Source organism: Kitasatospora humi (assembly GCF_020907985.1).
In the GTDB taxonomy this organism is placed as follows: domain Bacteria; phylum Actinomycetota; class Actinomycetes; order Streptomycetales; family Streptomycetaceae; genus Kitasatospora; species Kitasatospora humi.
In genome coordinates this window covers 108566-123173 of the sequence record NZ_JAJJPA010000014.1, presented here as the reverse complement: position 1 = coordinate 123173, position 14608 = coordinate 108566, and the positions used below count along the sequence as shown (strand labels likewise).

11 protein-coding genes and 2 tRNA genes are annotated in these 14608 nt (G+C 74.3%); 9 read left to right on the top strand and 4 right to left on the bottom strand.

The annotated features are described in order from the left end of the window. The first annotated feature begins 108 nt into the window (after positions 1 to 108). The 6 genes from LN042_RS16270 to LN042_RS16245 all read left to right on the top strand — a co-directional run bounded on the left by LN042_RS16270 (position 109) and on the right by LN042_RS16245 (position 5854). Positions 109 to 1278 carry a hypothetical protein gene (locus LN042_RS16270; protein ID WP_230051960.1) on the top strand — a complete coding sequence of 390 codons (1170 nt, stop codon included), beginning with the start codon at positions 109 to 111 and terminating at the stop codon, positions 1276 to 1278. Next, positions 1275 to 2849 carry a hypothetical protein gene (locus tag LN042_RS16265; RefSeq protein ID WP_230051930.1) on the top strand — a complete coding sequence of 525 codons (1575 nt, stop codon included), beginning with the start codon at positions 1275 to 1277 and terminating at the stop codon, positions 2847 to 2849. The genes LN042_RS16270 and LN042_RS16265 overlap by 4 nt, the downstream gene beginning before the upstream one ends. Next, on the top strand, positions 2846 to 4291 hold the full coding sequence (locus LN042_RS16260) for an AAA family ATPase (RefSeq protein ID WP_230051929.1): 1446 nt from the start codon (positions 2846 to 2848) through the stop codon (positions 4289 to 4291). The genes LN042_RS16265 and LN042_RS16260 overlap by 4 nt, the downstream gene beginning before the upstream one ends. A gap of 186 nt (positions 4292 to 4477) precedes the next feature. After that, positions 4478 to 4822 carry a DUF8844 domain-containing protein gene (locus LN042_RS16255; RefSeq protein WP_230051928.1) on the top strand — a complete coding sequence of 115 codons (345 nt, stop codon included), beginning with the start codon at positions 4478 to 4480 and terminating at the stop codon, positions 4820 to 4822. 114 nt (positions 4823 to 4936) lie between these two features. Beyond that, positions 4937 to 5572 (top strand): bifunctional DNA primase/polymerase, encoded by a 636-nt coding sequence (locus LN042_RS16250; protein WP_230051927.1) that lies wholly within the window; start codon positions 4937 to 4939, stop codon positions 5570 to 5572. A 208-nt stretch (positions 5573 to 5780) separates the two neighbouring features. Beyond that, a tRNA-Lys gene (locus LN042_RS16245) sits at positions 5781 to 5854 on the top strand. Between the two features lie 107 nt (positions 5855 to 5961). Here the strand turns inward: LN042_RS16245 and pgi are convergent. After that, positions 5962 to 7623, bottom strand: a complete 1662-nt coding sequence (gene pgi, locus LN042_RS16240) for a glucose-6-phosphate isomerase (RefSeq protein WP_230051926.1) — start codon at positions 7621 to 7623, stop codon at positions 5962 to 5964. A 142-nt stretch (positions 7624 to 7765) separates the two neighbouring features. Next, positions 7766 to 9346 carry a Na+/H+ antiporter gene (locus LN042_RS16235; RefSeq protein WP_230051959.1) on the bottom strand — a complete coding sequence of 527 codons (1581 nt, stop codon included), beginning with the start codon at positions 9344 to 9346 and terminating at the stop codon, positions 7766 to 7768. A gap of 150 nt (positions 9347 to 9496) precedes the next feature. Between LN042_RS16235 and LN042_RS16230 the strand changes: the two genes are divergently transcribed. Beyond that, positions 9497 to 9570, top strand: a tRNA-Lys gene (locus LN042_RS16230). 106 nt (positions 9571 to 9676) lie between these two features. Next, positions 9677 to 12871, top strand: a complete 3195-nt coding sequence (locus LN042_RS16225; protein ID WP_230051925.1) for a S41 family peptidase — start codon at positions 9677 to 9679, stop codon at positions 12869 to 12871. A gap of 42 nt (positions 12872 to 12913) precedes the next feature. Here the strand turns inward: LN042_RS16225 and LN042_RS16220 are convergent, their stop codons facing one another. Beyond that, positions 12914 to 13165, bottom strand: coding sequence for a hypothetical protein (locus LN042_RS16220; protein WP_230051924.1), 252 nt, complete (start codon positions 13163 to 13165; stop codon positions 12914 to 12916). 86 nt (positions 13166 to 13251) lie between these two features. After that, entirely contained in the window at positions 13252 to 14070 is an 819-nt protein-coding gene (locus LN042_RS16215; protein ID WP_230051923.1) for an SDR family NAD(P)-dependent oxidoreductase, read from the bottom strand. Between the two features lie 109 nt (positions 14071 to 14179). Between LN042_RS16215 and LN042_RS16210 the strand changes: the two genes are divergently transcribed. Next, the gene (locus LN042_RS16210) at positions 14180 to 14602 is read left to right on the top strand and encodes a MarR family winged helix-turn-helix transcriptional regulator (RefSeq protein WP_230051922.1); all 423 of its coding nucleotides are present in this window, start codon (positions 14180 to 14182) and stop codon (positions 14600 to 14602) included. Positions 14603 to 14608 lie beyond the last annotated feature (6 nt).

The following is a 14608-nucleotide window of genomic DNA, read 5'->3' as shown; positions in this document are numbered from 1 at the left end:
GGCCGTCGGCCCCCCGGCGCCGCCGCTCGACGACCACCGCACTGATCATCGGCCGAGCGGGCTCGGATGCGGGTTCTGTCAGTGACGGATGCGACACTGGCGAGCACCATGAACGTCTCGCTCGCAGAACCCGCGCGGCGGCTGGCCGCGCTGCGCGGTGCGGCCGAACCGCGGAGCCTGGACGCCCGCGCACTGGCCGCCCTCGCCGCCAACCCCGGCTGCCGGCGCCGCGCCCTGCTGGACGCCGCCGGGGTGGACAAGGGCGCGGTGGCCGGCCGGATCGGCAATCCGGCGCCGTTCGGCCGCTCCCCCTTCGCGATCGCGCGCGGCACGGTCTTCGAGGCCCGGCTCAAGGCGGACGGCTGCGCCGCCCTGCTCGCCCCGCTGCGCCGACACCTCGGCCTGCCGCCGCATGACGACGACCGGCTGGCCACCCCCGATCTGCTGCCCGGCGCGGGCCCGGCCGTGCGGGCGGCCCGCACCGCCGAGGCGCTGGCCGAGGCGGTCAAGGCCTCGCTGGCCGACCCTCGGAGCTGGACGCTGCTCGACCACCCGATGCTGCGGCTCACGGTGGCCGGTGCGCCCGCCTTCCTGGAGCCGGACGCGGTGGTGGTGCACGGCGGCCGCTGCACCGTGGTGGAGATCAAGTCCTTTCCGGTGCTGGACGGTTCGGCCGACCCCGCCAAGGTGGGCGCGGCCGCCCGGCAGGCGGCGGTCTACGTGCTGGCGCTGCAGCAGGCCGCCGGGGTGGACGGCGGCGCCGGGCCCTACGCGGACAGCGCGGCACCGGGCGCGCCGGAATTGACCGTGCTGCTGGTCTGCCCGCAGGACTTCGGACAGCGGCCGACCGCGGCCGCGCTCGACATTCGCCGCGAACTGGCCACCACTCGGCGGCAGTTGGCCAGGATGGCCAGGATCGAGGAGCTGCTGGAGGCGCTGCCGCCCGGTACCAGCTTCGACCTGGCCCCCGACGACGCCGGGCAACCCACGCGTCCGGTCGAGGAGTTGGCCCAGGCGGTCGACTCGGTGCCGGCCGCCTACGGCCCGGAGTGCCTGTCCGCTTGCGAGCTCGGCTTCCACTGCCGGGCCCAGGCGCGGGACGCGGGCGCGCTCACCCGGCTCGGCCGCGGGGTGCGTGCGGACTTCGGCGAACTCCGCACGGTCGACGAGGCGTTGGGCGCTGCCTACGCGACCGGCGAGGCCGCCGAGGAGACGACCGAACGGCTGCGCCGCGCGGCCCGGTTGCGTGCCGAGGCGCTCACCGAGGCGGCCCGATGAGCCTGTTGAGCACCCTGGCCCGGCTGGAGGCGGTCCGCAGCGGGCGTGCCGAGCCGCTGGCCACCGTGCGCCACCGGCACCTGTCCGAGCGCCCGATGGTGCTGGTCCCGCTGGCCACCGCCGCCGAGGACGGTGCGCCGCTGGCCGTGCTGCTCGGCACCGACCGCGAGGCGCCGCGCCTGCACCTGGTGCCGCAGCCGCTCAACCGGGAACTGCGCACCGAGTTCCTGGCCGCCTTCGCGGACGACCTGCTGCCCTACCTGGAGTCCTTCGCCGAGGCGGTGGAGCTGATCGAGGGCTCCGAGAAGGACCCGGTGACCGGCGAGAAGACCCCGGTCACCCGGGAGCTGTGCGCCGACGCGCCACAGCTGCTGGTGCCCAACGCGGGCGCCGTCCGCCATCTGGCGCTGATCGGCCGGGCCACCAGGTTCCGCCGCACCGCCGCCGATCCGGATCCCGGCCCGCACCCGGCGCCGGCCCGGGTGCCGCTGCTCGGCCGCTGGCTGACCCATCTCACCGAGCGCGCCCAGGTGCCCGGTTCCAGCATGCTGCTGCCGATGACCGGCCTGCTCGCCCGGCACTGGGCGACCGGCCAGTCGCTGCTGGAGGACCAGCACCTGGCCGCCCAGCTCGCCTGGCACCACCCGCCGGCCGGCCTCACCGGGGCCCAGGCGGCGGAGCTGGCCGAGACCGCCCGGGACGAGCAGGGCCAACTGCTGCACCCGCCGGCCGGGCCGGCCACCGATCCGCGGTTCGACGAGAAGCTGCTGGCCCCGGCGATCGCCCGGTTCGACGCGGCGCTGACCGCCCGCCGCGGCGGGCCCGGCACGGGGGCCCCCGGGACGGTCGAGGCCTGCGTCGAGCAGTTGCGGGCCCTGCTGCTCGGCGTGCTCCTGCCCACCTGGTCGGACGTCTGGTCCGGCCTGGAGCTGCTGCGCGCCCTGCCGCCGGCCGCCCACCTGCCGGAACGCTGGGAGGGCGACCGCTGGTCGTACACCGGCCACCGCGACCGGCTGGCCGCCGGCGAGCCGCCGCAGCCCCGGCTGGACGATGCGGTGACGGCCGCCCGCAAACTGGCCCAGCGCGAGCGCGAGCAGGCCCGCCTCGATGTCCAGGAGGCGCTGGACGATCCGCTGGCGATGGCCGAACGGCGTCTGGCCGGCGAGGCGTTCGCCGCCGAGGTGGTCGAGGTGGTGCTCGACCACGACACCTCGGGGCGCACCCCCAGGCCCCGGCCGCTGCTGGTGCTGCGCACCGCCGACCGCCCGCACGCGGAGGTCGGCCGCGAGGTGCACCGGATCGGGGCGCCGAGTGCGCAGAAGGGCCGGATCGCCGCGGTCGAGGCCGAACAGGGGCTGGTCACGGTGCGGCTGCTGAGCGGCATGGGCCGCCGCAGGGACCCGGAGCCGGGCACCCTGCCCGAGCCGGGCGAGCGAGTGCTGTTCGCCCTCTTCGAGTTGACGCCACGCCAGTCCGCGCCGCTGCCCGAGCCGGATGACACCCCGTGGACGCACGGCGGGCCGCCGTCCGCCGTCCGGAATTCGACTGCCGTTGCCGAAGAGTGGGCATGACCAGCACCGTGAGCTCTGTCGACACCACCGCCGCGACCGATCCGGGAGCCGCCGCCGATGCCGCCGTGGCGGCGATCCTGGATGCCACGGTGCGCCCCGCACCCGGTGCCCCGCGCGGCGTGGTGGTCGACTCCCCGCCGGGCGCCGGCAAGTCGACCCTGGTGGTGCGGGCCGCGCAGGAGCTGGTCGGCGCCGGTGAGCGGCTGATGATCGTGGCCCAGACCAACAGCCAGGTGGACGACCTGGTCGACCGGCTCGCCTCCAAGGCACCGGAGCTGACGATCGGCCGGCTGCACGCGGCGGACACCCCGCCCACCGCCGAGGCGGTGCGGCATCCCAACGTGACCGCCTCCGCCAAGCCCGGCGACCTGCTGGCGCTGGACGCGGTGATCTCCACCGCCGCCAAGTGGCAGTGGGTGCGGGACGTCGAGCCGTGGCGCCACGCGATCGTGGACGAGGCCTACCAGATGCGCTCGGACGCCCTGCTGGCCGTGGCCCGGCTCTTCGAGCGGGCCCTGTTCGTCGGCGACCCCGGCCAGCTGGACCCGTTCACCGTGGTCGGCACCGAGCAGTGGAGCGGCCTGAGCCACGACCCGTCGAGCAGTGCGGTGGTCACCCTGCTGGCGCACAATCCGGCGATCCGCCCGCACCGGCTGCCGGTCTCCTGGCGGCTGCCGGCCTCGGCCGCGCCGCTGGTGTCGGAGGCGTTCTACCCGTACACGCCGTTCCACGCCGGCACCGGCCCCGGCGACCGGCTGCTGCTCCCGGGTGGGCGGGCCGACGGTTCGGCGGTGGACGCGGCGATCGACGAGGCCGCCGAGTACGGCTGGGCGCTGCTGGAGCTGCCGGCCCGGTACACCGTGCGCACCGACCCGCAGGCGGTGGCGGCGGTGGCGGCGACGGTCCGCCGGCTGCTGGACCGCGGCGTGCTGGCGGTCTCCGAGCAGGGCCGCAGGCCGCTGACCGCCGAGCGGATCGCGGTCGGCACGGCCCACCGCGACCAGGCCGCGGCGGTCCGGGCCGCGCTGCTGGAGCTGGGCGTGCCGGTGGACGCGACGACCGGACCGGCCGTCGCGGTGGACACCGCCAACCGGCTGCAGGGCCGTGAGTACGACGTCACGGTGGTGCTGCACCCGCTCTCCGGGCGGCACGACGCGACCGCCTTCCACCTGGAGACCGGGCGGCTGTGCGTGCTGGCCTCCCGGCACCGGCACGCCTGCATCGTGGTGGCCCGGGCCGGGATCGCCGAGCTGCTGGACGAGCACCCGGCCACCGACCCGGTGCAGCTGGGCAGCGCGGTGCGGATCCCGCAGGGCTGGGAGGAGCGGATCGGCGGCGAGGTGATCCCGCTGCTCGAACGGGTCGGCGCCCAGTTCCCGGACGGTTGGGAGGCCAACCACCGGGTGCTGGCGGAGCTGGCCGAGCACCGGGTGCGGCTCTGAACCACCGGCCCGGGCTGGCACCGGCCCGTACCCCACACGGCCGGCCGCGGCGGCGACCCGGCCGAAACGTCCGGGACGAGTCGTGCTCCGGCGTGCGGAGTCCGTGAGCGCCGTTCCGCCCGGATGGGGCAGGAGCGACAATGGACGACGGCCGAGTTTGCTCTCCCGTCCCGAAGGTGCCCGCCCATGCCTGATCGCCAAGACCCGCCACGCCGGTTGCGTCCGGCTCCGCTGCTCTTCGAGCCCGAGGAGCTGACGGCCGAGCCGGAACGGTTCTTCCAGCTGGAGAGCCTTGACGATCCGGGGGAACTGCTGCGCCGCTCCACCGAGTTGGCGCTGGCGTTCCGCGTCGCGGCCGAGCGCGCGACGGACTACCAGGCGATCGCGGCGGCCCAGCTGGCCGATCCGCACCGGTTCGACTCGCTCTCCCCCGCCGAGATCGCCGCCCGTGCCGACTGGACGGCCGACTACGCGGTCCGCATGGTCGAGTACGGCCGCGGACTGCTGCGCCAGCCCCGGCCCAGCGAGTAGAGCGCAGGGCCGCTGGCATATGCGGCGGGAAACCCTACGCCCTGCCCGGCCCCGCTGTCCGGCGATTGGGATTTTCACTGCACGCCGCGCGGCACCTGGAGCACCCTGCTTGGCGTGGACATCTGGACCTACCAATCCGTGGCGTCTCTGACCCAGGCCGGTGAGGCCTGGCTGGCCTCGGCCAGCGAATACCCGCGCAGCATGCGGGCCCTCTGGGAGGCCAGGCCGTGGACCCCGGCCGTGCTGCCCTGCGGGCGGGCCTTCGACGTGATCAGCATGCCCGCGCTGTTCGGCCGCCGGGTGCTGGACGAGCTGTGGGCCTCCGGGCCGGGCTGCGGGCCGGTGGCGGGCTTCCGGGGCCGCACCCTGCTGTTCGCCCAACCGGGCGCCGCACCCCGGCTGCGCACCCTGCTCGCCTGGGAGGAGTGGGCGCGGCACGTGCCGCCGCTGCTCTGCCACGGCCTCGGGGACGCGGTCACCGTGCCGCCGGTGCGCCGGGCAGTGGACCAGCCGGAGCCCGGGCCGGCCGACGGCCGCTGGATCGTGGCCCCGGACAGCAGGGAGCCCTGGCTGCCGGGAGCGGGCGTGCTGCTCTGGGCCTGCGTGCGGGCCGCGCGGGGAGCCGAACCGGTCCGGGCCCCGCACCAGGTGGAGCCGCGGCGCCGCGGGGCCCACCTGCCGGAGCCGACCGGCACCCGGGAACCGCTGGCCCCGCGCCCCGGCCTGCTGCGCCCGCTCTCGCCCGCCTGAAAGAAGCCCGAACACCCTGGGCCCGCCTCGCCGAGCCCCACCGCTACGCCCGCCCCGCCGACGCCCCGCCGAGCCGAGCCCGCCCGATGGGCACGTCCCGCCGAACCCGCCCGATAGGCCCGCTCCGCCGAGCCCGCTCCGCCGAGGCCCCGGAGATATGCGATTTTGGCTGGGCCCGCGGCGCTGCTAGAGTTTTCTCCGTCAGCAGGCGCCGCTAGCTCAGTTGGTTAGAGCAGCTGACTCTTAATCAGCGGGTCCGGGGTTCGAGTCCCTGGCGGCGCACAGACGACCGAAGGCCCCTCGCGAGAGCGAGGGGCCTTCGGCGTTTCCGGCTCAAGGACGGGCCCCGGGGGGTGGAGCGATGTGCGTCGCTCCACCCCCTCAGCGGCTCAGCGACCGCGCAGCGCGCGGTACTTGGCGACCAGGGCCGCGCTGGAGCTGTCCAGGTGCTCGCCGCCCTCACCGGTCAGCAGCACCGGCTCGATCTTCTTGGCCAGCACCTTGCCGAGCTCCACGCCCCACTGGTCGAAGGAGTCGATGTTCCAGATCGCACCCTGCACGAAGACCTTGTGCTCGTAGAGCGCGACCAGCTGGCCGAGCACCGACGGGGTGAGCTCCCGGGCGAGCACCACGGTGGTCGGGTGGTTGCCGCGGAAGGTGCGGTGCGGCACCTGGAACTCGGCCACGCCCTCGGCGCGGACCTCATCGGCGGTCTTGCCGAACGCGAAGGCCTGCGCCTGGGCGAAGAAGTTGGCCATCAGCAGGTCGTGCTGGGCGACCAGGCCGGGAGCCAGGTCCTCGACCGGCTGGGCGAAGCCGATCAGGTCGGCCGGGATCACCTTGGTGCCCTGGTGCAGCAGCTGGTAGTAGGCGTGCTGGCCGTTGGTGCCGGGGGTGCCCCAGACCACGGGGCCGGTGGTCCAGCCGACCGGGCTGCCGTCGCGCTGCACCGACTTGCCGTTGGACTCCATGTCCAGCTGCTGCAGGTAGGCGGTGAACTTGGACAGGTAGTGCGAGTAGGGCAGCACCGCGTGCGACTGGGCGTCGAAGAACTGGCCGTACCACAGGCCCAGCAGGCCGAGCAGGAACGGCACGTTCTGCTCCAGCGGCGCGGTGCGGAAGTGCTCGTCCACCAGGCGGAAGCCGTCCAGCATCTCCTGGAACCGCTCCGGGCCGATGGCGATCATCAGCGACAGGCCGATCGCCGAGTCGTAGGAGTAGCGCCCGCCGACCCAGTCCCAGAACTCGAACATGTTCTCCACGTCGATGCCGAAGTCGGCCACGCCCTTGGCGTTGGTGGAGAGCGCCACGAAGTGCTTGGCCACCGCCTCCTGGCCGGCGCCGAGCCGGGCCAGCAGCCACTCCCGGGCCGAGGTGGCGTTGGTGATCGTCTCGATCGTGGTGAAGGTCTTGGAGGCGACGATGAACAGGGTTTCGGCCGCGTCGAGGTCGCGGACCGCCTCGTGCAGGTCGGCGCCGTCCACGTTGGAGACGAAGCGCACGGTCAGGTCGCGCTGGGTGTAGGAGCGCAACGCCTCGTAGGCCATCGCCGGGCCGAGGTCGGAGCCGCCGATGCCGATGTTGACGACGTTCTTGATCCGCTTGCCGGTGTGGCCGGTCCAGGCACCGCTGCGCACCCGGTCGGCGAAGGCGGCCATCCTGTCCAGGACGGCGTGCACCTCGGGCACCACATTGACGCCGTCCACCTCGATCACGGCCCCGCGCGGGGCCCGCAGCGCGGTGTGCAGCACGGCGCGGTCCTCGGTGACGTTGATCTTCTCGCCGCGGAACATCGCGTCCCGGAGGCCTGCCACGTCGGCGGCCTGCGCGAGCGAGCGCAGCAGCTCGAGGGTCTCGTCCGTCACCAGGTGCTTGGAATAGTCCAGATACAGGTCCCCGACCTGCACCGTGTAGCGGGTGCCGCGCTGCGGGTCGGCGGCGAACAGCTCGCGCAGGTGCAGGTCACCGAGCTTCTCGCGGTGGTCCGCGAGGGCGGCCCACTGCTGCGCGCACTTCAGCGGCGCGCTCTGGCCGGCGGGGGTCTGCGGCATGGTTTCTCCTCTGATCGGTCTGTGACGGCCGGGGCCCGGAGGGACGGACCCCGGGTAGCGCCGACGCGTTCGGCGGCTCGACCGCGCCCAGCCTACGGAACTGTCAGCACACCTGGCGTCACCGGCACCTGACGCAGTGCCCTCACTTCCGCTCCGACCGGAGGTCCAGTCCGCGCAGCACCTCGTCGACCAACTCCGGATCGGCACCCGGCTCGCTGCGCGCCTGCACGATCTCCCGCCGGGACGCGGCCAGCAAGTCCTCTTCCAGGGCGCGGAACCGGCGCACCATCCCGGCTCGCTCGCGGGCCTCCTCGGCCTCTTCCTGCTCGTACTGCTCGGGGCAGAGGCGAGCCATCCGGTCATGCTGGCGTTCCCGGAGTTTGTCCACGAGTTCACTCGGCAGCTTGTCCTGGTCGGCCAGCTCGTGCAGCCGGTCCAGCGCCGCCTTGCTGGCCCGCCACCACAGCTCCCGCTGCTCCTGCTCGCGCCGGTCCAGGTGCGGGTCGATGCCGAGCCGCCGGACCAGCCAGGGCAGCGTCAACCCCTGCACCACCAAGGTGAACAGCACCACGCAGAAGGCGACGAAGACGATCCGGGACCGTCCCGGGAACGGCCCGCCGCCGTGCACGGTGAGCGGGACGGCCAGCGCCAGCGCGACCGTCGCCACCCCGCGCATCCCGGACCACCAGAGCACCACGCTCTCCCGCCAGCTGAGCGGGGTGTCCTCGGTGCCGTGGCTGAGCTGGTCGGAGAGCCAGGCGGCCGGCAGCAGCCACACCAGCCGCACCCCCACCACGACGGCGATCACCACCGCGGCGTCCCCCACCATGCTGTGCCAGCCGGCTCCGACGGCCCTGAGCACGGTGGCCAGTTCCAGCCCGATCAGCCCGAAGGCCACCCCGGTGATCAGGGTCTCCAGGATGTCCCAGAAGGCGCTGCCGACCAGCCGGTAGGAGACGTCGTCGGCGTCGGTGGCCCGTTCGGCCAGGTAGAGGCCGACCACCACCACGGCCAGCACCCCGGAGCCCTCGGCCTCCTCGGCCAGCGCGTAGGCGGCGTACGGCACCAGCAGGTTGAGCGCCACCTGGAGGGTCGGGTCGTCCAGCAGGGTCGCCACCTTGGTGGCCAGCCAGCCGAGCGCCACCGCGATCACCACCCCCAGCACCGCGGACTCCGCGAACCGCAGCAGCGCGTGCGGCACCGAGAAGTCGCCCGCCACCACCGCCTCGACGGCCAGCGAGTAGATCACGATGGCGGTGACGTCGTTGAACAGGCCCTCGCTCTCCAGGACCGCGACCAGCCGCCGGGGCAGTCCGACGCTGCCGGCCACCGCGACCGCGGCCACCGGGTCGGGCGGCGAGACCAGCGCGCCCAGCGCCACCGCGGCGGCCACCGGCGCGGCCGGCACCAGCGCGTGGACGGCTCCCGCCACCGCGCTGGTGGTGATCACCACCAGGGCCACGGCGAGCAGCAGGATGGACCGCAGGTTCGCCCGGAAGTAGACGATCGAGGCCCGCCGGGCGACCGCGAAGACCAGGGGCGGCAGCACCAGCGGCAGGATCAGCGACGGGTCCACCGCGACGTTCGGGATCTGCGGCACCACCGCGAAGACCAGCCCGATCAGGGTCATCAGCACCGGCTGCGGGATGCCGGTCTTCCGCCCCACCGGCACGGTGATCACCGAGGCGAGCAGCACCAGGAAGAGCAGCGAGAGCTGACCCACGGAGACGATCCCCTCCTCATCGGACAAGATCAGCGTAGATATGACAAACCATCTCATTCCTTCGGCGCGCCGAGCCCCGGGGCTCCCGCCCCGCCGCTCCCCGATTCGGCGATCCGGCCGGTGACCAGGTAATGTTCTCCACGTCAGCAGGCGCCGCTAGCTCAGTTGGTTAGAGCAGCTGACTCTTAATCAGCGGGTCCGGGGTTCGAGTCCCTGGCGGCGCACAGACGGTCGGAGGGCCCCTCGCGGAAGCGGGGGGCCCTCCGGCGTGTGTGCGGACCCGGCGCGCTTCCGTTTGCCGGGTCCCGGGGCGCATCGAAGGATGGGCCTGTGAGTGGTTACCTGCGCTTCCCCCATCTGCACGGCGACCTGCTGGCCCTGACCGCCGAGGACGACGTCTGGCTGGCGCCGCTCGCGGGCGACACGGTTTCCGGACGCGCCTGGCGGCTCACCGCCGACCGCACCCGGGTCAGCCATCCCCGGCTGTCCCCGGACGGCGCCACGGTCGCCTGGACCAGCTGGTCCGGGCCCACCCCCGAGGTGTGGACGACCCCCACCACCGGCGGCCCGTCCGTCCGGCTGACGTACTGGGGCAGCCAGGACACCCGGGTGCGCGGCTGGCTGCCGGACGGCGAGGTGCTGGCCGTCACCTCGTACCACGAGCCGTTCGCCCACTACACCTGGGCGCACGCGCTGCCGCCGAACGGCGCTCCCGGCCGCCGCGAGCCCTGGGGCCCGGTGCGCGACGCCCAGGTGTCCGAGGCGCACACCCTGCTGCTGACCAACGCCGCCCCGCACGAGCCGGCCGCCTGGAAGCGCTACCGGGGCGGCGCCACCGGCATCCTCTGGTTGGACGGCGAGCGGCTGCTGCCCGACCTGCGCGGCCACCTCTCCTCGCCGATGCTGGTCGGCGGGCCCGACCGTCCCAGGGTGGCCTTCCTCTCCGACCACGAAGGCATCGGCAACCTCTACTCCTGCGCCCCGGACGGCTCCGACCTGCGCCGCCACACCGACCACGACACGTTCTACGCCCGGGAGGCCGCCAGCGACGGACGCCGGGTGGTCTACCAGCACGCGGGGGACGTCTGGCTGCTGGACGGCCTCGACACGCCCGAACCGCGCCGGCTGGACATCCGGCTCGGCGGCAGCCGGACCGGCCGGCGGCCCTATCCGGTGACCGCCGCCCGCTCCGTCAACGACCTGATCTGCGACAGCACCGGCAAGTCCGGGGTGATCGGGGTGCGCGGCAGCCTCTACTGGCTGACCCACCGCGACGGCCCGGCCCGGGCACTGGCCGACACCCCGGGCGTGCGGGCCCGGCTGCCGGTGGTGCTCGGGCACACCGGGGCGGTGGCCTGGGTGACCGACGCCGAGGGCGAGGACGCGCTGGAGATCGCCCCGCTGCCCGGGCAGGCCACCCGCACCGAGGCCCGCCGGCTCGCCTCCGGTCGGCTCGGCCGGGTGCTGGAGCTGGTCGCCACCCCGGACGGCGCGACCCTGGCGGTCGCCGCCGGTGACGGCAGGCTGCTGCTGGTGGACGCCGCCGACGGCGGGGTGCGCGAGCTCGCCCGTTCCACCTTCGGCCCGATCCGGGGCCTGGCCTTCTCCCCCGACTCGCGCTGGCTGGCCTGGTCGCAACCGGTGGCCGGCCGCTCGCTGCGCCGGATCCGGCTGATCCGGCTGGACCGCGGCACCGAGGCGCTGCCCCTGGACGTCACCGACGGCCGCTTCGAGGACGAGCAGCCGGTCTTCACCCGGGACGGCCGGTACCTGGTCTTCCTCTCCTGGCGCGGCTTCGACCCGGTGCACGACGTGCACACCGGTGACCTGTCGTTCCCGCTGGGCTGCCGCCCCTACCTGGTGCCGCTGGCGGCCGACACCCCGTCGCCGTTCGCCGCCGCGGTCGGCGACGAGCAGGCCCCGGCCCCCGGCGACGGCACGGTGCTGGTCGACCCGGACGGGATCGGCGACCGGCTGGTGCCGTTCCCGGTGATCGCCTCCAAGTACTCCACCCCGGCGGCGGTGCGCGGCGGGCTGGTCTGGCTGCGCTGGCCGCTCTCCGGCACCCTCGGCCAGACCTTCGCCAGCCCCACCGACACCTCGGGCCGCCCCTCGCTGGAGCACTTCGACCTGGCCACCGCCTCCCGATCGACGCTGCAGGAGCAGGTGGACGGCTTCGCGGTCGCCGGTGACGGCTCGGCGGTCAGCACCTTCTCGTCCGGGCAGCTCAAGCTGGTTCCGCTGGCCGGGCCGGTGGTCAACGTGGACCTGCGCCGGATCGTGCACACCGTGCACCCGGGGGCGGAGTGGCGGCAGGCGTACCACGAGGCGGCCCGGCTGGTCCGGGACCACTTCTGGGACGAGGCGCTGGGCGGCCTGGACTGGCCCGCCCTGGTCGCGCAGTACGAGCCGCTGCTGGACCGGATCGCCTCCCCCGACGACTTCGCCGACCTGCTCCGCGAGCTCCTCGGCGAACTGGGCACCTCGCACGCCTACGTCACCGCGTCCCGGCGCGGCGAGGGACCGTCACCGGTGCAGCAGCCGCTCGGCCTGCTCGGTGCCTCGGGCAGGCACGACCACGACGGGCGCTGGCTGATCGGCCGGGTGCTGCTCGGCGAGACGTCCGACCCGCGGGCCCGGGCCCCGCTGGCCGGCCACCAGGTGCGCGAGGGCGACGAGCTGGTGGAGATCGGCGGCCGGCCGCTGGACCCGGTGCGCGGCCCGCTGCCGCTGCTTGCCGGCACCGGCGGCTGCACCGTGGAGCTGGCGTTGCGGCGCGGCGCCGACGGCCCGGTGCGCCGGGTGGCGGTCGTTCCGCTGACCGACGAGCGGCCGCTGCGCTACCAGGACTGGGTGGCCCGACGGCGGGCCCTGGTGCGGGAGTTCAGTGACGGACTCTGCGGCTACCTGCACATCCCGGACCTCGGCGGCTCCGGTTGGGCGCAGTTCAACCGGGACCTGCGCCGGGAGCTGGACCGGCCGGCGCTGGTGCTGGACGTGCGCGGCAACGCCGGTGGCAACGTCTCCGAGCTGGTGCTGGAGAAGCTCAGCCGGCGGGTGCTCGGCTGGGACCTCACCCGGGACCGCCGCCCGTGGCGCTACCCCAGTCACGCGCCGCGCGGCCCGATCGTGGCCCTGGCCGACGAGGCGACCAGCTCGGACGGTGACGTGATCATCCTGGCGATGAAGCTGCTGGGTCTGGGACCGGTGGTCGGCCGCCGCACCTGGGGCGGGGTGGTGGGCACCATCGGCCGGCAGCTGCTGGGTGACGGCACCCAGATCCAGCTCCCGGCCACCGCCTCGTGGTTCATCGACGGCTACGGCTTCGGGGTGGAGAACCACGGGGTGGCACCGGACATCCCGGTGCTGCGCAGCCCCGCCGACTGGGCGGCGGGGCGGAACACCGAGCTGGCGGAGGCGGTGCGGGTGGCGCTGGAGCTGCTGCGCGAGCGACCGGCGGTCGCGCCGCCGTCCGACGCCCCGAGGCCCGACCTGCGCCGCCCGCCGCTGCCGCCGCGCAACTGACGAGGCGCGCCGTCCGCGGCGCGCCTCGTCAAGGTCGTCCGGTCACTTCTCCCACTCGTGGCCGCCCTCGCTCTCCATGTCCGACTCGGCCTGGTGCAGCTGTTGCTCGTCGGGCTGGCCGGCCTTGCCGCTGACACCGCCGAAGGCGTCGGACGAGTACGCGCCGGACTGGCCGGACTGGTACTGCTGGGAGTCCCGGCCGGGCACCTGCCGCTCGGCGGTGTCGGGCCGCTGGCCGGCCTTCTCGCCGTGCTCGCCCCCGAACATCTCCTTGATCCGGTCCATGAGGCCCATGTCTCCTCCTCGGGGTTCGTGCGACCTGGGCAGTCACCAACATGTCACCGGTCGCGCCGCCCCGCACGTCGGGCCGCTGGCCGGAGTCAGGCGATCCACTTGGCGGTCATGGCCTGCACGGCGGAGCCGTCGGTGTCGGCGAGCTTGAGGCCGACCACGGTGCGGGCCCGGTCCGAGGTCTGCACCCGGAAGGGCGGCTGCTTGGCGGTGAGCACGTCGATGATCGATCGGGCGGCGTCGCCCGAGCTCTGGGCGCCGGCGAAGGCGCCCCCGACGGTGGTGAGGTAGGCCTCCAGCGCGGGGCCGTACGGGCCGGCCTCGGCCACCGCGTCGCCGGCCATGCCGACGTTGGAGACGAACTCGCTGGCCACCGCGGCCGGCTCGACCACGCTGACCGCCACGCCCTGGGTCGCCGCCACCGGGGCCAGCGACTCCATGAAGCCCTCGACCGCGAACTTGGCCGCGCAGTAGGCCTCGTTGAACGGCTGACCGACCACTCCGCCGACGCTGGTGATGGTGATCAGCCGGCCGCCACTGGCCCGCAGCAGCGGCAGCGCCGCCTTGGAGACCTGCAGCACGCCGAAGAAGTTGACCTCCATCACGTCCCGGACGGCGTCGATGCTCTCCATCTCCAGGGTCCCGACGTGCCCGGCACCGGCGTTGTTGACCACGGCGTCCAGCCGGTCGATGTCGGCCAGGCAGGCCGCGACCGAGGCCGGGTCGGTGACGTCCAGCTGCCGGATCTCCAGGTTCGCGCGGTCTCCGGCGGCCGCCCGCAGCGCACCGGCCTTGCCCGTGTCCCGCATGGTGGCGATCACGTGCCAGCCGGCCTCGGCGGCGGCCACGGCGGCGGCCAGCCCGATGCCGGAGGAGGTGCCGGTCAGCAGCACGGTCTTGGCGGTCATCATCCACACCTGACTTTCGATGCTTTCGCAGTTACTTATTAGCGATAACTACTGTTCGCCATAACTATGATCCTGGATAGTTAAGCTGTCAAGCACCTAGACTGGAGCCATGCCTGCGACTCCCCCGGACGACCTCACCCAGCAGCTCGTCGGCCTGTTCGGCGCCGTCAACCGGCGCTACTCCCGGGAGTTGGAGACCGCCGCGGCCACCCACCAGCTCACCCTGCTGCAGGCCAAGGCGCTGCTGGCGGCCGCCCAACCGCTGCCGATGCGGGCGATCGCCGACCAGGTGCACGCCGAGCCGTCCAATGTGACCGCGGTCATCGACCGGCTGGAGCAGCGCGGGCTGGTGGAGCGCCGCCCCGACCCGGCCGACCGCCGGGTCAAGCTGGTCGCCGCCACCGAGACCGGGCGCGCGGTGGCCGCCGCGCTGAGGGCCGAGCGGCCGTGGGGCAACGACCCGTTCACCCGGCTCGACCCCGAGCAGCGGGAGCAGCTGCGCGGGATGCTGCAGCTGATACTGGACAGCTGACGAACG